This window comes from Arthrobacter agilis, from assembly GCF_006494655.1.
GTDB classification, from domain to species: Bacteria; Actinomycetota; Actinomycetes; order Actinomycetales; family Micrococcaceae; genus Arthrobacter_D; species Arthrobacter_D agilis.
In genome coordinates this window covers 75,907-96,607 of record NZ_VHIM01000001.1, presented here as the reverse complement: position 1 = coordinate 96,607, position 20,701 = coordinate 75,907, and the positions used below count along the sequence as shown (strand labels likewise).

Genomic DNA, 20,701 nt, shown 5'->3' with positions numbered 1-20,701 from the left:
CATGGCGCTCACCCGCAACGAGCTCGCGGCCAGGGTGGCCCTGGAGCTCGAGAACGGCCAGTACGTCAATCTCGGGATCGGCATGCCCACCCTCATCCCCAACTACATCCCCGAGGGTGTCGAGGTGGTGCTGCACTCGGAGAACGGCATCCTCGGGGTCGGGCCGTATCCGGCCGAGGACGCCGTGGATCCGGACCTCATCAACGCCGGCAAGGAGACCGTCACGGCCAACGCGGGCGCCGCCTTCTTCGACTCCGCGGCATCCTTCGGCATGATCCGCGGCGGCCACGTGGACGTCGCGGTGCTCGGCGCCATGGAGGTCGCGCAGAACGGCGACCTCGCGAACTGGATGGTCCCCGGCAAGATGGTCAAGGGCATGGGCGGCGCCATGGACCTCGTGTTCGGCGCCAAGCGGGTCATCGTCATGATGGAGCACGTGGACCGCGCCGGCCGCCCGAAGATCGTCGGATCGTGCTCCCTCCCGCTGACGGGCAAAGGCTGCGTCGACAGGATCGTCACGGACCTCGCCGTGATCGACGTCGAGGCGGACGGGCTCGTACTGCGGGAGACGGCGCCCGGTGTCGCGGTCGACGACGTCGTTGTCGCGACCGGCGCTCCGCTGCGGATCGCCCTCACGGACGCCGCGGCGTGACCGGTCAGGACGCCGCGTCCGGGGACCCGGCCGGCACAGCCTCCGACCGCCGCGTCATCGAGCAGCGGGGACTGTACCTCGACGAGCTCGAGGTGGGGGCCGTCTACGCCCACCGTCCGGGCCGCACCCTGACCGAGGCGGACAACGTCCTGTTCACGACACTCACCATGAACACGCAGGCCCTGCACCTCGATGCCGCCTGGTCCGAGGGCCAGCCGTTCGGGCAGCGGCTCGTCAACTCGATGCTGACGCTCGCGACGCTCGTCGGGCAGTCGGTCTCGCAGCTGACGCAGGGCACCATCGTGGCGCAACTGGGCCTGACCGACGTCGCCTTCCCGAAGCCCCTCTTCCACGGGGACACCCTGTACACGGAGACGGAGATCACCGGTGTCCGGCCGTCGTCGTCCCGTCCCGGCCAGGGCATCGCGACCATGACTCACACGGGCCGCAACCAGCACGGCGAGGTCGTGGCCACCGCCACCCGCTCGGTGCTCATGTGGTCCTCGACCGCCACCCGGGAGGGGCAGGCGTGAGCGGCATCCAGCTCGGTCCCGCCCTGCTCTTCTGCCCGGCCGACCGTCCGGAGCGCTACGAGAAGGCGGCGGAGCGCTCCGACATGGTCATCCTCGACCTCGAGGACGCCGTCGCCCCCGCCGCGAAGCCGGCCGCCCGGGAGGCGCTCGCCGCGTCCTCGCTCGACCCCGCCCGCACGGTCGTCCGGCTGAACGCCGTGGGCGCACCCGACTTCGCCGGCGATTGCGAGGCCGTCCGGCGCACCGGGTACCGCACCGTCATGCTCGCGAAGACGGAATCGCCGGAGGACGTCGACGCGGTGCGGTCGGCACTGGGCGACGTCGACGTGATCGCGCTCTGTGAGACGGCCAGGGGAGTGGTGAACGCCGTCGGCATCGCCCGGACCGACGGCGTCGTCGCCCTGATGTGGGGAGCCGAGGACCTCGTGGCCTCGCTCGGCGGGACATCGAGCCGTTCACCGGACGGCGCCTACCGCGCCGTCGCACTCCAGGCGCGCTCGCAGGTGCTCCTTGCCGCCGGCGCTGCGGACCGCGCGGGCATCGACGCCGTGTACGTCGACATCGCCGACACCGGGGGCCTCGCGCTGGAGGCCGACGACGCCGTCGCCTCGGGCTTCGCGGCCAAGGCGTGCATCCACCCGGCCCAGGTGCCGGTGATCCGCGCGGCCTTCGCACCGACCGATGCCGACATCCGGCACGCCCGGGCCGTGCTCGCCGCCGCGGAGGACGAGCGCGGGGTCTTCACGTACGACGGGCGCATGGTCGACGAGCCGATCCTCCGCCATGCCCGGAGCGTACTGGCCAGGGCAGCGGAGGGCTGAGTCCGTCCCGCTGCCGCCAGGCCCTCCTCAGAAGGGCGGTGGTGAATCCGCGTCGTCTACCACCTAGCGCAGGGGTATCGGCAGGCTGCGGGATACTGGACGCATGGATTTCAGCAACCCGAGCCGGGCGCACCGGCGCGTCACCATCCTCGGCTCCACCGGTTCCATCGGCACCCAGGCCCTCGATGTGATCGCGGCCGCCCCGGACCGGTTCAGTGTCGCGGGGCTCAGCGCGGGGGGCCGGAACCTGGACGTCCTCGCCCGCCAGGCGGTCGCGGTGCGGGCGCCGGTCGTCGGAGCGGCGTCCACCGCGGAGGCCGACCTCGAGCAGGCGATCGGCCGGGCCGCGGACGCAGCGGGCGTCAGCGGCTACGCACCCCGGCTGTTCGTCGGCGGGACGGCGGCGTCACGCGTCGCTGCATGGCCGGACGCCGACGTCGTCCTCAACGGCATCACGGGCTCCATCGGCCTCGAGCCCACCCTCGCGGCGCTCGCGGCGGGACATCTCCTCGCGCTCGCCAACAAGGAATCACTCATCGCCGGGGGAGCGCTCGTCCGCGCGGCGGCAGCGCCGGGTCAACTGGTCCCCGTGGACTCCGAGCACTCCGCGATCGCCCAGGCCCTGCGTGGCGGGACGGCGGACGAGGTGGACCGCCTCGTCCTCACGGCGTCGGGCGGGCCTTTCCGCGGTATGACGCGCGCGCAGCTGCAGCACGTCACGCCCGCGCAGGCCGTCGCGCATCCCACCTGGGACATGGGCCGCGTCATCAGCACGAACTCCGCCTCCATGGTGAACAAGGCGCTCGAGGTCATCGAGGCGCACCTGCTGTTCGACATCCCGCTGGAGCGGATCGACGTCGTCGTGCACCCGCAGTCCATGATCCACTCGATGGTCCAGTTCATCGACGGTTCCACTCTCGCGCAGGCGTCGCCTCCCGACATGCGCCTGCCCATCGCCCTCGGCATCGGCTGGCCCTTCCGCGTGCCCGGCTCGGCGCGGGCCTGCGACTGGGGCAGGCCCGCCGAATGGACGTTCGAGCCGCTCGACGAGGACGCCTTCCCCGCGATCAGGGAGGCCAAGCGGGCGGCAGCGGAGGGTGGCACGCGCATGGCGGTGTTCAATGCGGCCAACGAGGAGGCCGTCGATGCTTTTCACAGGGGCGCCCTAGGTTTCACTGACATCGTGGACACGGTGTCCGCCGTCGTCGACGAGCAGCGGAGCCGCGAGTCTGCCGGCCCGGCCGGTCCGCTGACCCTGGACGCCGTCCTCGAGGCGGAGCGGTGGGCACGCAGGAATGCCCGGGCCCGTTGTGGGGTCGGGGAGCAACCGGCCGGGGCGGCCGGTCCGGGAAGCCAGAAGGAAAAGCCGTGACTGTTCTGCTGTTCATCGTCGGAGTGCTCTTCGTCGTCGTCGGGATCCTGGTGTCGATCGCGCTGCACGAGGTGGGCCACCTGGTCCCTGCGAAGCTCTTCCGGGTGCGTGTCACCCAGTACATGGTCGGTTTCGGGAAGACCGTCTGGTCGCGGCGCCGCGGCGAGACCGAGTACGGGATCAAGGCGATCCCCGCCGGCGGGTACGTCTCGATGGTCGGCATGTTCCCGCCCGCGACGACGGAGGCGGGTGCCGTCCGCCAATCCAGCACGGGAGTCTTCCAGCAGCTGAGCAACGACGCCCGGCAGGCGGCCGCCGAGCAGTTGCAGCCCGGCGACGAGGACCGCGTCTTCTACCGGCTCCCCATCTGGAAGCGCATCGTCATCATGCTCGGCGGTCCCCTGATGAACCTGCTGATCGGGACCGTCCTCTTCGCCGTCCTGATCATGGGGTTCGGCACGTCGCAGCCCACCACCACGCTCGCCTCCGTCTCGGAGTGCGTGGTCCCGGCGAGTGTGCAGGCAGCGACGGGCCAGACCGAGTGCGCCCCGGCCGATCCGGCAGCCCCGGCATACGAGGCCGGGCTGCTGCCCGGTGACCGCATCGTGGCCTTCGACGGCCGCGAGGTCACCGACTGGGCCTCGTTCTCGAGCTGGATCCGCGACGCTGCCGGCCGGGAGGTGTCCATCAGCTACGTCCGCGACGGTCGGACCGTCGAGTCGACGATCACGCCACTCCTGACCGAGCGGCCCGTCGCCGACGAGGACGGCACGGCGATGCTGGACGACGACGGCACGGCCGTCACGCAGGAGGTGGGGTTCCTCGGGGTCGGCTCGACGCAGGAACTGGTCCCGCAGCCGGCCTCCGAGGTGCTGCCCGCGGTCGGCGATTCGCTGGTCCGCGTGACCGGTGTGGTCCTGAACCTGCCGCAGCGCCTCGTGGAGGTCGGGCAGGCAGCCTTCTCGGATGCTCCGCGGGACCCCGAGGGGCCCATCAGCGTGGTCGGTGTCGGTCGTATCGCGGGCGAGATCTCCGCCATGGAGGAGGTGCCACCGGCCTCCCGCGCCGCGACCCTCGTCGGCCTGGTGGCCGGTGTGAACCTGGCGCTGTTCGTCTTCAACCTGATCCCGCTGCTGCCGCTGGACGGCGGCCACGTCGCCGGCGCATTGTGGGAGGGACTACGCCGTGGCGTCGCCCGTGTCGTCGGACGACCGGATCCGGGCCCCTTCGACATGGCGAAGCTCCTACCGCTGACCTATGTCGTGGCCATCCTCCTCATGGGGATGGGCGCCCTGCTCATCTACGCGGACATCGTGAAGCCCGTCGATCTCTTCGGCTGATCGGTTGTAATTGCATATTCAACCTCATACGGTTGAATCATGTTCGTCCTGACCATCGACCAGATCGGCAGCCGCTCAGCAGCGGACCGCGTCCCGGACCTCCTGGAGCTACTGCGCGCGGTGCCCACCGTCCTGCCGTGGGAGCGCTCGGTCGGTGACGAGGCACAGGGTGTCGTCCAGGCGGCTTCCGATGTCGTCGACGCCGTTCTCCTCTGCCTGCGCGAGGGCGGTTGGTACGTGGGCGTCGGCATCGGGGAGGTCGAGCGTCCGTTCCCTCCGTCGCCGCGCGAGGGTCGGGGATCGGCCTTCGTGGCGGCCCGCACCGCCGTGGACCGGGCCAAGAGGATGGGGGAACGCGCACCCCTGGCGGTCGAAGGGCCCGACGGCGCGGCCGAGGCCGAGGGCGTGCTCGCGCTGCTCGGCCGCCACGTCATGGCCCGCTCCGAGGCCGAGTGGCGCATTCTCGATCTCCTCGAGCCCGGGGTGCGGGGCACCCAGACCGCCGTCGCCCGCTCTCTCGAGATCACTCCACAGGCCGTCAGCAAGGCGGTGGCGCGGGCCGCCTGGAACGAGGAACTCGCCGTGCGTCCCGCCGCCGCACGCCTGCTGACCTGGGCGGATACCGAGCCGGGGGCGGTGGGCTAGCTGCTGCAGCAGTTCGGGGGTGCCGTGCGGTAGACATAGGGAGCAGGATGTCGCCCGGCATCCTGCGGATCGTCGGGAGGGATGGCCGTGGACGCCGTGTGGATAGCCGTCGCACTGCTCGTGGCGGGCGGGCTCGGCTCGCCGGTCACCATGCTCGTCCTGCGTCTGGCGCGTTCGGTGGACACGGCCGAACGACGCCGGGCCGAGCCGCCGGAGCCGGCGGACCAGCCGCAGTTCGAACTCCCCGAGCCGCCCGCCGAACCACCCCGCGGAGGGGTGGACGCGCTGCCCCCCGGTGTGCTGCGCGGCGGACTGGTCATCGGGGTGCTGGAGCGCCTCGCCGTCACCGTCGCCGTTCTCGCGGGGCAACCGGTGGCGATCGCCTACGTCGTCGCGGTGAAGGCCCTCGGCCGCTACGCCGAACTGAAGGAGTCACCCGCCGCCTCGGAGCGCTTCATCATCGGGACTCTCGCGTCCCTGCTGTGGGCTTCGGGAGTGGCAGCCGTCATCAAGGTCTACGTGCTGTGATTCACGTAGGGTGATGCCCATGAGTATCTTCGCCGTCGAATACGTGTACAGCCCCGACCACGAGGAGCTGCGCGCAGAGCACCGGCCCGCGCACCGGCAGTGGCTGGAAGCCCAGGTGGAACAGGGCCGTGTCCTCGCCTCCGGTCCTTTCGCCGACGGCAGCGGTGCGCTCCTGGTGTTCTCCTCCGGGACCGAGGCTGACCTCAACCAGCTCGTGAGCGAGGATCCGTTCGCGCTGGTGGGTGCGATCTCGGCCGTGAAGACCACCGAGTGGACCCCGATCATCGGAGCCTTCCGCACCCTCGTGTGACAGCGGACCCGCGCCGATCGACACGCTGAGCAGCGACGCCACGGCGATGTGACGTGAGTCGCCGCAGGCGGACCGCGGCTCGGCCCGGGTGGATAATGAAGGAAAGAATCTCGTCAGACGAGCGGTTCCGGCCGCCAGCATGGAGGATGTTTTGACCTCGGTCAACCTAGGAATGCCAGCAGCACCGCCGCCCGTCCTCGCTCCCCGGCGCAAGACCCGCCAGATCAAGGTCGGGTCGGTGGGCGTGGGGTCCGATTCACCGATCAGCATCCAGTCGATGACCACCACGCCGACCACGGACATCAACGCGACGCTGCAGCAGATCGCGGAACTGACGGCCACCGGCTGCGACATCGTCCGCGTGGCGTGCCCGTCCGCTGACGACGCCGCGGCACTGCCGATCATCGCGAGGAAGTCCCAGATCCCGGTCATCGCGGACATCCACTTCCAGCCCAAGTACGTCTTCGCGGCGATCGACGCCGGATGCGCCGCGGTCCGCGTGAACCCGGGCAACATCCGGAAGTTCGACGACCAGGTCAAGCAGATCGCCGAGGCCGCGAAGGCGGCCGGTACCTCGATCCGCATCGGCGTAAACGCGGGCTCCCTGGACCCGCGCCTCATGGAGAAGTACGGGAAGGCCACGCCGGAGGCCCTCGTGGAATCCGCCGTCTGGGAAGCCTCGCTCTTCGAGGAGCACGACTTCCACGATTTCAAGATCTCGGTCAAGCACAACGACCCCGTGATCATGGTCCGGGCCTACGAGCTGCTCGCCGAACGCGGCGACTGGCCCCTTCACCTGGGCGTCACCGAGGCCGGCCCCGCGTTCCAGGGCACGATCAAATCCGCCACGGCCTTCGGTGCGCTTCTCGCCAAGGGAATCGGCGACACCATCCGCGTCTCGCTGTCGGCGCCGCCGGTCGAGGAGATCAAGGTGGGCAACCAGATCCTGCAGTCGCTCAACCTCCGCCCCCGCAAGCTCGAGATCGTCTCCTGCCCGTCGTGCGGCCGGGCACAGGTGGACGTCTACACGCTCGCCGAGGAGGTCACCGCCGGCCTCGAAGGCATGGAGGTGCCCCTGCGCGTCGCCGTCATGGGCTGTGTCGTCAACGGGCCGGGCGAGGCACGCGAGGCTGATCTCGGCGTGGCCTCCGGTAACGGCAAGGGCCAGATCTTCGTCAGGGGCGAGGTCATCAAGACAGTGCCCGAGGACCAGATCGTGGAGACGCTCATCGAGGAAGCGATGCGTCTCGCCGAGGAGATGGGGGAGGCTGATGGCGAAACTGCTGGCCAGGGTGGCCCCATGGTTACCGTTAGCTAGACCGCAGGCAGACCCGGAGGGGCCCTGGTCCTTCCGGGTGCTCGGTGAGGCCGACACGCGGGACCTCTGGGCGATCGTGAACGAGGATCCGGTGGCGAACGTCTTCGTGGCATCGCACCTCGAGACCGCGGGAAGCGCAGCGCCCTCCTTCGCCGGCGGCGAGATCGTCGGCATGTTCCGGCACAACGAGCTTCGCGCCGCCTGCTGGGCGGGGGTGAACCTCGTTCCCGTCGGCGTCACGGACGAGACCGGCGCGATCTTCGGTGACCACCTGGGCAGGTCCGGGCGGACGTTCTCGTCGATCTTCGGCCTCTCGGAGGGCGTCATGGATCTGTGGTCCACCCTGGAGGACTACAGCGGTGAGCCCTTCGACGTGCGGCCCAGCCAGCCGCTCATGACCATCGACAGGGATCCCCTGATAGCGCCGGCCGATGATCTCCGTTTCACCCGGCCCGACGAACTCGAGCGCCTGTTGCCGGCCTGCGCCTCGATGTTCGAGGAGGAGGTCGGCTACTCGCCGTTCATCGGCGGTTCCGACCACTACCGGCGCCGGGTGGCATCCCTCATCAACCGGAAGCACTCGCTGGCGGCGTTCGACCACGACGGCTCCGTGGTCTTCAAGGCGGAACTCGGAACGGTCTCCTCCCAGGCCGTCCAGGTGCAGGGAGTGTGGATGAACCCCGACCGTCGCGGCGAGGGACGCAGCGCCGCATACATGGCGGCCGTCGTCGTCGCCGCCCGCTCGGTGGCACCCACTGTGAGCCTGTACGTGAACTCCTACAACTCCCGTGCCATCGCGGCCTACAAGCGCGTGGGGTTCGACCAGGTGGACACCTTCGCGACCATCCTCTTCTGAGCCGCCGCGCCGGGCGGGCGTGGAGCGGTGCGGATCCGGCGATCCGCACCGGACCGACCGGCTAGATTGGTACCTGTTGTTCTCCCGCCCGACGGCGGCAAGACAGATGGCACTGCATCGCCCAGACGAACGGACACCCGCGTGGTCTTACGACTCTCGACCCTTTTCCTCCGCACCCTGCGTGAGGACCCCGCCGACGCCGAGGTGGAGAGCCACCGCCTCCTCCTGCGCGCCGGCTACATCCGCCGCGCGGCGCCCGGCATCTACAGCTGGCTCCCGCTGGGCCTGAAGGTCCTCGCCCGGGTCGAGGCCGTGGTCCGCGAGGAGATGGAGGCGATCGGAGCCCAGGAGGTCCACTTCCCGGCGCTGCTGCCCAAGGAGCCCTACGAGGCGACCAACCGCTGGACCGAGTACGGCGACGGCATCTTCCGGCTCAGGGACCGCAAGGGTGCGGACTACCTCCTGGCGCCCACGCACGAGGAGATGTTCACCCTGCTCGTGAAGGACCTGTACAGCTCCTACAAGGACCTCCCGGTCAGCCTGTTCCAGATCCAGACCAAGTACCGCGACGAGGCCAGGCCGCGCGCCGGCCTCCTGCGCGGCCGCGAATTCATCATGAAGGACTCCTACTCCTTCGACATCGACGATGCCGGCCTCGAGGGGAGCTACCAGCTCCATCGCGGCGCGTACCTGCGGATCTTCGAACGCCTCGGACTCGAGGTCATCCCGGTGACGGCGACGGCCGGTGCCATGGGCGGCTCGAAGAGCGAGGAGTTCCTCCACCCCACGCCGATCGGGGAGGACACCTTCGTCCGGTCCGCGGGCGGCTACACGGCCAACGTCGAAGCCGTCACCACGGTGGTTCCCGCCGACATCGACTACACCGGCGCGCCGGCCGCCGAGGTGCGGGACACCCCGGAGACACCCACCATCGCAACCCTCGTGGACCACGCGAACGCCGCGGCTCCCCGCGACGATCGTGCCTGGACAGCCGCCGACACCCTCAAGAACGTGGTGCTCGCCGCCGTGCTGCCCACGGGCGAGCGCGAGATCGTGGTCATCGGTGTTCCCGGTGACCGGTCCGTGGATCTCAAGCGGATCGAGGCGACCATCGCGGGCCACCTCGAGACGGGCGGCGAGGTCGTCGTCGAGCCGGCGGACGAGGAGGACCTGAAGAAGCATCCGGGTCTGGTGAAGGGCTACATCGGTCCGGGCCTCGCGCCCGACACCGCCGTCCTCGGTGCCGAGGCCTCGACCGGACTGCGCTACCTCGTGGACCCCAGGATCGTGAGCGGCACCTCGTGGATCACCGGCGCCAACGAGCACGGGCGGCACGTCTTCGGCCTCGTGGCCGGCCGGGACTTCACCTGGGACGGCACCATCGAGGCCGTCGAGGTGCGCGAGGGTGACGAGGCTCCCGACGGCTCCGGCCCGCTGGTCGCAGCCCGCGGTATCGAGATGGGCCACATCTTCCAGCTCGGACGGAAGTACGCCGAGGCCCTCGGGCTCAGGGTGCTGGATCAGAACGGCAAGCTCGCGACCGTCACCATGGGCTCCTACGGTGTCGGCGTCACCCGTGCCATCGCGGCTCTCGCCGAGTCCAATCGGGACGAGAGGGGCATCATCTGGCCCCGCAACGTCGCTCCGGCGGACGTGCACGTCGTGGCGACGGGGAAGGGCGCGGAGATCTTCGAGGCGGCCGAGAAGCTGGCCGCCGAGCTCGAGTCGGTCGGGCTGACGGTGCTCTACGACGACCGCCCCAAGGTGTCCCCGGGCGTGAAGTTCGGCGACGCCGAGCTGATCGGCGTGCCGACCATCGTGGTGGTCGGCCGTGGTCTCGCCGAGGGCGTCCTCGAGGTCAAGGACCGCCGCTCGGGTGAAGCGCAGAACGTCGCGGTGGACGACGCCGTCGCGTTCCTGCGCGGGATCACCGCACACTAGTCGCGATGCCGGTCTTGGCCTCGGGACTCGAGGAGCTGCACCTCGCCACGATCCTCCTGGTGCTCGTCGCCGGGTTCGCCGCGGGCTGGGTGGACGCCGTGGTCGGCGGGGGAGGCCTGCTACAGCTTCCGGCGCTCCTCCTGGTGCCGGGCATCACGCCCGTGGAGGCCCTGGCGACGAACAAGCTGGGCTCGATCTTCGGCACGACGACGAGCGCGATCACCTACTACCGGCGAGCCCATCCCGACCTGAGGACGGCGCTGCCGATGGCGGGGATCGCCCTGGTCGGGAGCTTCGGCGGTGCCATCCTCGCCGCGTCGCTGCCGTCCTCGGTGTTCAAGCCCATCATCGTCGTCGCCCTCATCGCCGTCGCGATCTTCACCGCGCTGAAGCCGTCCGTCGGGACCCTCACGCAGCTGCGCCACCAGGGCGCGCGCCACTACGGGACGGCCGGCGCGATCGGTCTCGTCATCGGCTTCTACGACGGCCTGATCGGGCCCGGCACGGGGTCCTTCCTGATCATCGCCATGGTGACGCTGCTCGGGTACAACTTCCTCGGGGCGAGCGCCAAGGCGAAGATCGTGAACATGGCGACCAACTTCGGCGCGCTCATGTTCTTCCTGCCCAACGGGTCCATCCTGTGGGGGCTGGGGCTCCTCCTCGGCGTGGCCAACATGGCCGGCGGCTACACCGGCTCGCGCATGGCGATCAGGCAGGGCAGCAGATTCATCAGGATCGTGTTCCTGGCGGTCGTCGGCGCGCTGATCATCAAGCTCGGCTACGACGTCTGGATCGAGAACGTGCGGCCCCTGGTCGGCCAGGTGTCCAGCTAGGTGTACTGCCCGGGGACAGGCAGGTCCCGGACCGGCGGCAGCCCGTCGACGGCCCGCCCGAGCACGGAGCCGGCCACCCAGAGGGAGCGCTGCGCTGCGCCGCCCTCACCCTGGCCGACGTAGAACAGCGCGTTCCTGACCTCCCGCACGATGGTCCAGTCCACCGCGCCCTGCTCGTCGAGCCCGGCGGCCGCTGCGAGAGCCGCGCAGTGCGCCCGCAGATGACCGGCGGGGTCCGCGGCGTCGAGTTCCTGCAGCCGGTTCCACAGCATGGGCGCGACGGCGTACTCCGCGTCGCCCACCATGGGCTTCGGGTCGATGGCCGTGAAGCGCTCGAGCTGGCCCGGCGAGCTGGGCAGCAGATTCCCGTAGTGCAGGTCCGTGTGGACGAGGACGTCGTGCTCGGACCGACGGCCCACGGTGCCCCGGGACTGGCAGACCTCGAGCGCTGCCTCCATGAGCCAGCGCGGGAACGGCCTGCCCAGTTCCTCCCAGCGGGCCGGCAGCGTGTCCGTCCACTGCTCGGCCTCGGAGGCGATGTGCGGGAAGGCGGCCCAGGGGGCGCTCGTGCCGGGGGTCAGCGAGAGGGCGCGCATCGCGGCAGCCCACGGTCCGGGCGTGGCGTCGAGCGGGACATCCTGCAGCGAAAGGTCGCCGTCGAGCCGGTCGAGCAGCAGCGCGAAATCAGGGCGTGCGACCGCGAGCAGTCGCACGGCCCCGTCACCGCCCCAGAGTTCCAGCGCATCGGGCTCGGACTCCGCCTCGTCGTGGGGGATGGTGAGTTTCAGCACCGCCTGCGCCTGGTCGGCGCGCCGCACCACGGGCACGACGACGGCACACTGGCCCGCCCACGCAGGGACACCCGGTTCCAGGTCGAGGTCGAGGTCCCACGCGGTGAGCTTCTCGTGGAGGAGGTCGCGCCATCCACGCACCCAGCGCGCACCGCCGGCGATGGTCCGCGCGCTCCCGATCAGCCGCGGCGGAAGGTCCGGATCGCTTCTGGTGTGCTGCTCCCGCCGCTCCTCAGTCATCGGGTCCGTCCGTCGGCGCGATCTCCGAGGCGTCCGAGGTGTTGCCTGAGGAGGCGGGTGCCGGATCGTGCACAGGAACGTCGGGCAGGGCCGGGAAGGCGGAGAGCGGTGTCCCTGCGTCGACGCTCCGCTGCACCGCCGCGTTGTAGGCGGCGACGGCCCAGGCACGCAGGTCCGGCGAGATCATCGGCACCAGTCCGCCGTAGAGTCCCGCGTGGGCCTCCTCGAGGTCCCGCAGGGCGGCTCCCGGGTCCGCCCTGAATCCGGGGTCGAGGGCGAACCCCGGGCGTGCGGGGGGAGCGGGCGCGCACAGGTCGTCGAGCTGCTCCGCCGCGGCTTCGGCTGCCGCCTCATGGGCGGCCGCACGGGCCAGTACGCCCGTGCGATCGGGGAGGAGGGCCGCCGCGACCTCGTAGCCGTACCGGGCGCCGTCCTCGGCGCCCTTCGCGTCCAGCAGCGCCTGCCGATCGGCAGCGGGGCCGATCGGAACGCCCTCGCACTCCTGCGGGGTGGGGTCACCGGTGCCGAGGGTCTGCCCGCGCCCGGAGGGTGCAGTGGGACGGCCGGCGGGCGCCGGGGGCGCCGCTCCGGGCTGGTCGGAGGTCAGCGGGATACCGGCGAAGATCCCGCGTCCGTCGCGGAGGTCCGCAACGGGGACGGCGTCCGCCGGCGGCAGGCCCGGATCCGTGCCCAGTGCGGCCGCGAGGACCAGCGCATGGCGCCACTGGTTGGCTCCCGCCGCCGCGAGGACACGCGCCGGGCCGGGATCGGCGGCGAGGGCGGCGCGCAGGCTGCCGAGCGCGCTGGTGCGGAGATCGGCCAGGACCTGCGTCGGGACCGCGGGAGCGGCAGGATCGGCTGCTGCTGAGGGGCCCGGGGGCGCGCCGGAGGTCACTGGCCCGGTGCCGGACCGACCGTCGCCGGTCCTCGCCGGTCCGCTCGCGTCCCCGGGCTCGGTCGTCGTCGCGCTCCTGCCCGGCAGGGCGACGGCGTCCGCCTGCGCCTCGAGATCGGTGGCGATGCCCGTCAGCGCGGCGGCGAGACCGGCGTCCGCCGTCGCCGCGGAGCGCGCCGCGTCAGCCAGGGAGCGGTACCGGTCCTCGGCGTCGAGCTGCGTCTGCTGGGAGTTCGTGTACACGGGGGTCCCGGCATCGGGCGTCCGGATACCGAGACCCACACCGATCACGAGCAGCAGTGCGATGAGGAGACCGAGGATGCGGACGGACCACCGGGCGGAGCGACGGAGCGCCCGGGAGGCAGCTCGGCGAGGGCTCGTGGGAGGAAGCGCCCCACGCCCACGTCCGCCGACCGTCCGCCCCCGTTCCATCACAGTTCCCGATGATGCCATGGAGTCCCCGTCCAGGCCCGGCCATACACCCGGCGCCGCGGAATGTCGGTACTCTTGGTGGACAACATCATCGAGTGGGAGGCAGCCATGGCGGTCCGGTCCGGGAACGAAAACAATGCCTCGACCCGCAGGACGGCCGTAGAAGCCCAACTGCAGGCCGAAGCACAGCGACTGAGGACCAGGCTGGAGCCCGTCGTCGAGCAGCACAACCTCTATCTCGAGGACGTCGACATCAAGGTGGCCGGCTCGCACCGGACGGTGCACGTCGTGGTGGATCTTCCCGAGGATGCCTCGGGAAGCGTGGGTCTCGATGTGATTTCGGCCATCTCCACCGACCTCTCGGCCGCGATGGACAGCGATCCCGAGGACGACGACCGCCCCTACAGTCTCGAGATCTCCTCGCCCGGCGTCTCCAGGCCACTGACGGAACCACGGCACTGGCGCCGCAACATCGGCCGCCTCGTCGAGGTCAAGCCGGTGAGCGGTGACACCCTCCTCGGGAGGCTCGAGGCGGTCACCGCGTCCGGTATCCGCCTCCTTCCGCAGCTGCCGGTGAAAAAGGGTATGAAACCCAAGCAGGGCGATCCGCTCACCCTCGATTTCGCGAAGATCCGCACGGGCACCGTCCAGGTCGAGTTCGCGCATCTCGACGACAACCACACAGACGACACAGATGGGGCCGAACCGGACACCTCCGGCGCCGTGCACCACGCGTAAGGAGATCCACATGGACATTGACATGAGCGCGCTGAGGCTTCTCGAGCGCGAACGCGAGATACCGCTCGACAAACTGATCCCGACGATCGAGCAGGCCCTGCTCGTCGCCTATCACCGCACGCCCGGAGCGCAGGAGACGGCCCGCGCGGAACTCGACCGCCGAAACGGCCACGTCACCATTTGGGCCACCGAGAAGGACGACGACGGCGCGCCCGCCGGCGAGTTCGACGACACCCCGAGCGGTTTCGGCAGGATCGCCGCGAGCACCGCCCGGCAGATCATCCTGCAGCGTCTGCGCGACGCGGAGGACGAGAACATCCTCGGGGAGTTCCGCGGGAAGGAGGGCGAACTCGTCGCGGGCATGATCCAGCAGGGCAACAATCCGCACATGATCCAGGTGAATCTCGGGTCGGTCGAGGCCGTCCTGCCCCCGCCCGAGCAGGTGCCCGGCGAGAAGTACCTGCACGGCACCCGGCTCCGTGCCTTCGTGGTGGACGTGCACCGTGGCATGAAGGGCCCCTCCATCACGCTGTCGCGGTCACACCCCGGCCTGGTCCGCAAACTCTTCGAGCTGGAGGTGCCCGAGATCGCCGACAGGACCGTCGAGATCGTGGCACTCGCCCGCGAGGCCGGGCACCGCACCAAGATCGCCGTCCGCGCCAACGTTCCCGGCGTCAACGCCAAGGGCGCCTGCATCGGCGAGATGGGCACCCGCGTCCGCGCCGTCATGAACGAGCTCCACGACGAGAAGATCGACATCGTCGACTACAACGACGACGCCGCGGCCTTCATCGCCAGCTCGCTGTCGCCCTCCCGCGTCACCTCCGTGACGATCACGGACGAGGCCACGCGGTCAGCCCGTGTCGTCGTGCCTGACTACCAGCTGTCCCTGGCGATCGGCAAGGAGGGACAGAACGCGCGCCTCGCCGCGAAGCTCACGGGCTGGCGCATCGACATCGTCTCGGACGCCGCCCAGCCCGCCCAGGCAGCGAAGGCCTGACCCGCCGGTCAGGCCGGCAGGGTCGAAAGGGGTAGAATGAAGGGGACTGATGTCGATCAGCGCCCGGAAGGATCCTCGGATCCGGTAGCGCCCGGGCTCCGCACGGAGGGCTCACACCCGACACGCACCTGCGTGGGGTGCCGCCGGCGAGACCATCAGTCGCACGTGATGCGGGTTGTTGCACGACCGATCGACGGACGAATCATCGCCGTCATCGATGAGCGGCGCCGGCTTTCCGGACGGGGTGCTTGGCTGCACCCCGACCCGGCATGCATGGAAACGGCCATCAAACGGAGAGCCTTCACCAGGGCTTTCCGCGGGCCGGTGGACGTTGCGCAACTGGCAGCGGACTTCCCGGCATACCTGGAGCGTCGAACAGGACGCCCCGATTCACCACCGTCCTCCCTGAAAGCGGGTCAGTACCCTCATGGAAACCCGATGAGAACCCAGCGATGAGTGCGCAACGATGACCAATCCGTTGCGCTCTGCACTCGATCTGCCGGCTGCGACAGCGGCTGGGATCAGCAGTAGGAAATAGACGGTTCGTGCCTGACTCGGTGCGGACCGAGACAGGAGAAATGTGGCCAAGGTCCGCGTACACGAGCTCGCGAAAGAGCTCGGTATAACCTCGAAAGACGCAGTTGCGAAACTGCAGGAACTGGGCGAATTCGTCCGTTCCGCATCATCGACCATCGAAGCCCCCGTCGTGAAGAAGCTTCGCGGCGCGTTCCCGGATGCCGGCAGCGCCAAGACCGCTGCACCCGCACCGTCGCGCCCCGCAGCCCCCACGCCGTCGGGCCCCAAGCCGGGCGCCTCCCAGCAGGCGCCGGAGGCTCCGGCGCCCGCGGCACCGACCGCCCCGGCGGCACCGACTGCTCCCGCACCGGCCGCACCCACTCCCGCGCAGCCGTCGCCGTTCTCCAACGCCGCGGCACCGGAGGCACCCGCGCAGGGCGCACCCGCTGCGGCGCAGCAGGGCGCTGCGGAGGATGCCTCGCCGTCGGCTCCCCGTCCGGCCACCCCGCCGGCAGCCCAGCCCGGCGGCACCACGCGCCCCTCGGGCGCCCGTCCCGGTGGGGCGCCCCGACCGGGCAACAACCCGTTCGCGCCCTCGCAGGGCATGGGGTCCCGCCGTGGCGACACGGACCGTCCCGAGCGCACCTCGCGTCCGGGCAACAACCCCTTCGCACCCTCGCAGGGGATGCCCCGGCCGGGTCGTCGTGACGACACCCCGCAGCGCCCCGCTGCCGGTGCAGGCGGCCCCCGCCCCGCAGCAGGCGCCGGCGGTCCCCGGCCCGCGGCCGGTGCGGGCGGTCCCCGTCCCGGTGCACCGCGGCCGGGTGCTCCCCGTCCCGGTGGTGCTCCAGGATCACGTCCCACTCCCGGCATGATGCCGAACCGCACCGAGCGGCCCGCAGCCCCTGGCCGCGGAGCCCCCGGTGCAGGTGCCGGCCCGCGCCGTGGACCCGGGGGAGCGCCCAACAGCCCCAGCGGAGCACCCGCAGGCGGCGGTTTCGGCAAGGGCGGCCGCGGACGCGGCGGCACCGCCGGTGCCTTCGGCAAGGGCGGCGCCGGACGCGGCAAGCAGCGCAAGTCGAAGCGTGCGAAGCGGCAGGAACTCGAGCAGATGTCGGCTCCGTCGCTGGGCGGCGTCAGCGTACCCCGTGGGGACGGCAACACCGTCGTCACGATGCGCCGCGGCTCGTCCATCACGGACTTCGCCGACAAGATCGAGGCGAACCCCGCAGCACTGGTGACCGTGCTCTTCCACCTCGGCGAGATGGCCACGGCCACCCAGTCGCTGGACGAGGACACCTTCGAGGTCCTGGGAACCGAGCTCGGCTACAAGATCCAGGTCGTGTCCCCCGAGGACGAGGAGCGCGAGCTCCTCAGCAGCTTCGACATCGACTTCGATGCGGAGCTCGAGGCCGAGGGTGACGATGATCTGGAGGCGCGTCCGCCGGTCGTCACGGTCATGGGCCACGTCGACCACGGTAAGACGCGACTGCTCGACGCCGTCCGCAACACCAAGGTCGTCGAGGGCGAGCACGGTGGGATCACCCAGCACATCGGTGCCTACCAGATCCAGCACGTCCACGAGGACACGACGCGCGCCATCACCTTCATCGACACCCCGGGCCACGAGGCGTTCACCGCCATGCGTGCCCGAGGTGCGAAGGTCACGGACATCGCCGTGCTCGTCGTCGCGGCGGATGACGGCGTCATGCCGCAGACCGTCGAGGCGCTGAACCACGCCCAGGCAGCCAACGTCCCGATCGTCGTCGCCGTCAACAAGATGGACAAGGAAGGCGCGAACCCGGACAAGGTCAAGGGCCAGCTCACCGAGTACGGCCTGGTCCCCGAGGAATACGGTGGCGACACCATGTTCGTCCACGTCTCCGCGCTCCAGGGCATGGGGATCGACGAGCTGCTCGAGGCCGTCCTGCTCACGGCGGATGCCGCCCTGGACATGCGGGCCAACCCGAACAAGGACGCCCGCGGCATCGCGATCGAGGCAAACCTCGACCGTGGCCGAGGCGCCGTCGCGACGGTGCTCGTGCAGTCCGGAACGCTGAACGTCGGCGACACGATCGTGGCCGGCACGGCCCACGGCCGTGTGCGTGCGATGTTCGACGAGAACGGCGACATCGTCACGAAGGCCGAGCCGTCCCGCCCGGTCCAGGTGCTGGGACTGTCCAACGTCCCCCGCGCCGGCGACACGTTCTTCGTCACGGACGACGAGCGCACCGCCCGGCAGATCGCCGAGAAGCGCGAGGCCGCGGACCGCAATGCGGCCCTCGCCAAGCGTCGCAAGCGCATCAGCCTCGAGGACTTCGACCAGGCCGTCGCCGACGGCAAGGTCGACACCCTCAACCTCATCCTCAAGGGTGACGTGTCGGGTGCCGTCGAGGCCCTGGAGGACTCGCTGCTCAAGATCGACGTCGGAGAAGGCGTGCAGCTGCGCGTCATTCACCGCGGCGTCGGTGCGATCACGCAGAACGACGTCAACCTGGCGACGGTCGACAACGCGATCATCATCGGGTTCAACGTCAAGCCGGCGGAACGCGTCGCCGACCTCGCCGAGCGCGAGGGCGTCGACATGCGCTTCTACTCGGTCATCTACGCTGCGATCGACGACATCGAGCTCGCCCTCAAGGGCATGCTCAAGCCGGAGTACGAGGAGGTGCAGCTCGGTACCGCAGAGGTCCGCGAGGTGTTCCGCTCCTCCAAGTTCGGCAACATCGCCGGTTCGATCGTCCGTTCGGGCATCATCCGGCGCAACTCGAGGGCACGTGTCCTGCGCGACGGCAAGGTCATCGGGGACAACCTCTCCGTCGACTCGCTCAAGCGGTTCAAGGACGACGCCACCGAGGTCCGCACGGACTTCGAGTGCGGTATCGGCCTGGGCTCGTTCAACGACGTCAAGGAAGGCGACACCATCGAGACCTTCGAGATGCGGGAGAAGCCCCGCGCCTAGCACGTAGGTCGGTCACAGGCGCCCCGGTCCACCGGGGCGCCTGTGCCATTCCCACCATCGGGACCGCAGGTCCGGTCCCCCCACCTCACCAGCTTCAGTAGGAGTATCAGCAATGGCAGATCCGGCCCGCGCGGCGCGTCTCGCGCAGCGCATCAAAGTCATCGTCGCCGAGGCACTGCGGCGCCGCGTGAAGGACCCTCGGCTGGAAGCCGTCACCATCACCGACGCCCGTGTCACCAACGACCTCCAGCACGCGACGCTGTACTACACGGTGCTGGGCGATCCCGAGGAGCAGCAGGCCACGCGGATGGCGCTGGAGTCCGCCCGCGGGGTGCTCCGGTCCGAAGTGGGCAAGAACATCACGGCCCGCCTCACCCCGACACTGGAGTTCGTGCCCGACGAGGTCCCGGTCAACGCGAGCCACCTCGAGGAACTGCTCCAGAAGGCTCGCGAGCGGGACGCCGAAGTGGCAGCGATCGCCCAGGGCGCCGACTTCGCCGGCGACGCCGACCCGTACCGCACCTCGGACGACGAGGACGAGGCACGCTGATCGCCGTCCCCTCCGTGACGGCCACGCAGCGCATCGCGGCGTAGCCGTCGCGGGCAGGCATCACCCGATAGGCAGTCGACCCCGGTCGGCTGCCTTTCGCGTGACAGGGCCCGTCGCAGCGAGGAGTGCGACACGCCATCCCGGTGGCGCGGCAGAAGGGTCAGGCGTGGGGCAGCCGTGTGTCAGGCGAGTCCCGGCGACGGGAGGCGGGACAGCCCCTCCACGAGCTCGTCGGTCCTGCCGCACAGGGCGATCCTCACCCAGCCCTCGCCCATCGAGCCGAACGCCGTCCCGGGCGCCAGGGCGACGCCGCGCTCAGCCAGGAACCTCTTCGTCCAGCCACGCACGTCGCCCCGCGTGGCGTGCGAGAGATCCGCCCAGAGGTAGAACGCCCCGCGCGCGTCGAGATAGTCGATGCCCAGGCGGTCGAGGACAGCCGTCGCCGCGTCGCGGTTGGACCGGTAGTGCGCGAGGGCCGTCGAGACGTACTCCTGGGGACCCGTAAGGGCCGCGAGACCCGCGTACTGGGCTGTCGCGGAGACGCAGGACACAGTGGCCTCCATGACGTTGCTGAGCAGGGCCTCCATCCCGGGAGGTGTCACCAGGGCCCCGATGCGCATCCCCGTCAGACCGTAGGTCTTGGACAGCGTGAGGGACGTGATGACGCGCGCCTCCCGGGCCTCGGGGACCGCCGCCGGCCCGCCGGCGTCGAACCGTGCCGGGCTGACGTGGGGCGTGTCGTAGGTGAAGGCCTCGTAGCACTCGTCGGAGATGATCCACAGGTCGTGTTCGTGGGCGAAGCGCACCAGCTCGCGTGTGAGGTCCTCACCGAAGACCGAGCCGAGCGGGTTGGAGGGCGAGTTGAGCATCAGGACCCTGGTCCGCGGGGTGAGGAGCCCCTGCAGGATCTCGATCCGTGGCTGGAACCCGTGCTCGGGAACCAGCGGGTACGGCACCGGTGTACCGCCCAGCAGTCCCACGGTCATGGCGAACGTCGGGTAGCCGGGGTCGGGGACGAGGACGTCGTCCCCCGGCGCGACGAGCGTGCTCAGCGCCAGATGCAGGCCCTGCTGCGCGCCGGCGACGACGAACACCCGGGACGGATCGTCATCCACCCCGGAGAGTCGAGCGAACCGGGCCGCGAAGGCGGCCCGGACAGGACCCAGTCCGGCGTTCGGCGTGTAGTTCGTGTCGTCGCGGTCGAGGGCCGCCATCCCTGCATCGAGTACGTGGCGGGCGACGGGGAAGGCCGGTTCGCCGATGCTGAGGACGATGGAATCGGGGACGGCCCACGCGGCCTGCGTGATCTCACGGATCTGGTTGACCGGGACACTGACCACATGGACTGGAGCGGAGGGCATACGCAGGATGCTATCGCGGGCGGGCCGCCGCCTCCGCGCAGCAGTCCTTCACGCACACCCGACGGCC

20 protein-coding genes are annotated in these 20,701 nt (G+C 70.4%); 17 read left to right on the top strand and 3 right to left on the bottom strand.

What is annotated here, in order from left to right; all coding sequences use genetic code 11:
• Position 1: 1 nt before the first annotated feature.
• From FJV46_RS00460 to FJV46_RS00405, 12 genes are all read left to right on the top strand, one after another.
• On the top strand, positions 2-652 hold the full coding sequence (locus tag FJV46_RS00460) for a 3-oxoacid CoA-transferase subunit B (protein WP_087030635.1): 651 nt from the start codon (positions 2-4) through the stop codon (positions 650-652).
• Positions 649-1,185 carry a MaoC family dehydratase gene (locus tag FJV46_RS00455; RefSeq protein WP_087030632.1) on the top strand — a complete coding sequence of 179 codons (537 nt, stop codon included), beginning with the start codon at positions 649-651 and terminating at the stop codon, positions 1,183-1,185. The genes FJV46_RS00460 and FJV46_RS00455 overlap by 4 nt, the downstream gene beginning before the upstream one ends.
• Positions 1,182-2,006 (top strand): HpcH/HpaI aldolase/citrate lyase family protein, encoded by an 825-nt coding sequence (locus FJV46_RS00450; protein WP_087031839.1) that lies wholly within the window; start codon positions 1,182-1,184, stop codon positions 2,004-2,006. The genes FJV46_RS00455 and FJV46_RS00450 overlap by 4 nt, the downstream gene beginning before the upstream one ends.
• Before the next feature lie 103 nt (positions 2,007-2,109).
• Complete coding sequence (gene dxr / locus FJV46_RS00445; protein WP_087030629.1) at positions 2,110-3,378, top strand: 1-deoxy-D-xylulose-5-phosphate reductoisomerase; 1,269 nt, start codon at positions 2,110-2,112, stop codon at positions 3,376-3,378.
• The gene (locus FJV46_RS00440) at positions 3,375-4,718 is read left to right on the top strand and encodes a M50 family metallopeptidase (protein WP_087030626.1); all 1,344 of its coding nucleotides are present in this window, start codon (positions 3,375-3,377) and stop codon (positions 4,716-4,718) included. The genes dxr and FJV46_RS00440 overlap by 4 nt, the downstream gene beginning before the upstream one ends.
• Positions 4,719-4,757: 39 nt before the next feature.
• A complete protein-coding gene (locus FJV46_RS00435; protein WP_087030623.1) occupies positions 4,758-5,363 on the top strand; it encodes a MarR family transcriptional regulator in 606 nt (201 codons plus the stop codon).
• Between the two features lie 87 nt (positions 5,364-5,450).
• Positions 5,451-5,891 (top strand): hypothetical protein, encoded by a 441-nt coding sequence (locus FJV46_RS00430; protein WP_087031836.1) that lies wholly within the window; start codon positions 5,451-5,453, stop codon positions 5,889-5,891.
• Positions 5,892-5,910: 19 nt separating this feature from the next.
• Positions 5,911-6,201 carry a YciI family protein gene (locus FJV46_RS00425; RefSeq protein WP_087030621.1) on the top strand — a complete coding sequence of 97 codons (291 nt, stop codon included), beginning with the start codon at positions 5,911-5,913 and terminating at the stop codon, positions 6,199-6,201.
• A gap of 151 nt (positions 6,202-6,352) precedes the next feature.
• Entirely contained in the window at positions 6,353-7,519 is a 1,167-nt protein-coding gene (gene ispG, locus FJV46_RS00420; RefSeq protein ID WP_087030618.1) for a flavodoxin-dependent (E)-4-hydroxy-3-methylbut-2-enyl-diphosphate synthase, read from the top strand.
• Positions 7,520-7,556: 37 nt separating this feature from the next.
• Positions 7,557-8,375 carry a GNAT family N-acetyltransferase gene (locus FJV46_RS00415; protein ID WP_232008613.1) on the top strand — a complete coding sequence of 273 codons (819 nt, stop codon included), beginning with the start codon at positions 7,557-7,559 and terminating at the stop codon, positions 8,373-8,375.
• 141 nt (positions 8,376-8,516) lie between these two features.
• Positions 8,517-10,316: a proline--tRNA ligase gene (locus FJV46_RS00410; protein WP_087030612.1), complete on the top strand. Its 1,800-nt coding sequence runs from the start codon at positions 8,517-8,519 to the stop codon at positions 10,314-10,316.
• Between the two features lie 14 nt (positions 10,317-10,330).
• A complete protein-coding gene (locus FJV46_RS00405; RefSeq protein ID WP_087031833.1) occupies positions 10,331-11,149 on the top strand; it encodes a sulfite exporter TauE/SafE family protein in 819 nt (272 codons plus the stop codon).
• Here FJV46_RS00405 and FJV46_RS00400 read toward each other — a convergent pair.
• A complete protein-coding gene (locus FJV46_RS00400) occupies positions 11,146-12,180 on the bottom strand; it encodes an aminoglycoside phosphotransferase family protein (protein WP_087030610.1) in 1,035 nt (344 codons plus the stop codon). The two genes, FJV46_RS00405 and FJV46_RS00400, sit on opposite strands and share 4 nt — an antisense overlap.
• Positions 12,173-13,528, bottom strand: coding sequence for a DUF4439 domain-containing protein (locus FJV46_RS00395; RefSeq protein ID WP_104150533.1), 1,356 nt, complete (start codon positions 13,526-13,528; stop codon positions 12,173-12,175). The genes FJV46_RS00400 and FJV46_RS00395 overlap by 8 nt, the downstream gene beginning before the upstream one ends.
• A 42-nt stretch (positions 13,529-13,570) precedes the next feature.
• Between FJV46_RS00395 and rimP the strand changes: the two genes are divergently transcribed.
• The 5 genes from rimP to rbfA all read left to right on the top strand — a co-directional run bounded on the left by rimP (position 13,571) and on the right by rbfA (position 19,273).
• A complete protein-coding gene (gene rimP / locus FJV46_RS00390; RefSeq protein WP_232008614.1) occupies positions 13,571-14,245 on the top strand; it encodes a ribosome maturation factor RimP in 675 nt (224 codons plus the stop codon).
• Between the two features lie 10 nt (positions 14,246-14,255).
• Positions 14,256-15,245 carry a transcription termination factor NusA gene (gene nusA / locus FJV46_RS00385; protein ID WP_087030603.1) on the top strand — a complete coding sequence of 330 codons (990 nt, stop codon included), beginning with the start codon at positions 14,256-14,258 and terminating at the stop codon, positions 15,243-15,245.
• 36 nt (positions 15,246-15,281) lie between these two features.
• Positions 15,282-15,701, top strand: coding sequence for a YlxR family protein (locus FJV46_RS00380; protein WP_087030600.1), 420 nt, complete (start codon positions 15,282-15,284; stop codon positions 15,699-15,701).
• A gap of 124 nt (positions 15,702-15,825) precedes the next feature.
• Positions 15,826-18,723, top strand: a complete 2,898-nt coding sequence (gene infB, locus FJV46_RS00375) for a translation initiation factor IF-2 (protein ID WP_087030597.1) — start codon at positions 15,826-15,828, stop codon at positions 18,721-18,723.
• A gap of 112 nt (positions 18,724-18,835) precedes the next feature.
• The gene (gene rbfA, locus FJV46_RS00370; RefSeq protein WP_087030595.1) at positions 18,836-19,273 is read left to right on the top strand and encodes a 30S ribosome-binding factor RbfA; all 438 of its coding nucleotides are present in this window, start codon (positions 18,836-18,838) and stop codon (positions 19,271-19,273) included.
• A 182-nt stretch (positions 19,274-19,455) separates the two neighbouring features.
• Here rbfA and FJV46_RS00365 read toward each other — a convergent pair whose 3' ends face one another.
• Positions 19,456-20,634: a pyridoxal phosphate-dependent aminotransferase gene (locus FJV46_RS00365; RefSeq protein WP_087030592.1), complete on the bottom strand. Its 1,179-nt coding sequence runs from the start codon at positions 20,632-20,634 to the stop codon at positions 19,456-19,458.
• Positions 20,635-20,701: the final 67 nt, after the last annotated feature.

Excerpts from the sequence above, each read along its gene's own strand:
- FJV46_RS00460 (WP_087030635.1), top strand. The coding sequence starts at position 2 with ATGGCGCTCACCCGCAACGAGCTCGCGGCCAGGGTGGCCCTGGAGCTC.
- dxr (WP_087030629.1), top strand. The coding sequence starts at position 2,110 with ATGGATTTCAGCAACCCGAGCCGGGCGCACCGGCGCGTCACCATCCTC.
- FJV46_RS00435 (WP_087030623.1), top strand. The coding sequence starts at position 4,758 with ATGTTCGTCCTGACCATCGACCAGATCGGCAGCCGCTCAGCAGCGGAC.
- FJV46_RS00425 (WP_087030621.1), top strand. The coding sequence starts at position 5,911 with ATGAGTATCTTCGCCGTCGAATACGTGTACAGCCCCGACCACGAGGAG.
- FJV46_RS00400 (WP_087030610.1), bottom strand. The coding sequence starts at position 12,180 with ATGACTGAGGAGCGGCGGGAGCAGCACACCAGAAGCGATCCGGACCTT.
- FJV46_RS00395 (WP_104150533.1), bottom strand. The coding sequence starts at position 13,528 with ATGGCATCATCGGGAACTGTGATGGAACGGGGGCGGACGGTCGGCGGA.
- rimP (WP_232008614.1), top strand. The coding sequence starts at position 13,571 with ATGTCGGTACTCTTGGTGGACAACATCATCGAGTGGGAGGCAGCCATG.
- nusA (WP_087030603.1), top strand. The coding sequence starts at position 14,256 with ATGGACATTGACATGAGCGCGCTGAGGCTTCTCGAGCGCGAACGCGAG.
- FJV46_RS00380 (WP_087030600.1), top strand. The coding sequence starts at position 15,282 with ATGAAGGGGACTGATGTCGATCAGCGCCCGGAAGGATCCTCGGATCCG.
- rbfA (WP_087030595.1), top strand. The coding sequence starts at position 18,836 with ATGGCAGATCCGGCCCGCGCGGCGCGTCTCGCGCAGCGCATCAAAGTC.
- FJV46_RS00365 (WP_087030592.1), bottom strand. The coding sequence starts at position 20,634 with ATGCCCTCCGCTCCAGTCCATGTGGTCAGTGTCCCGGTCAACCAGATC.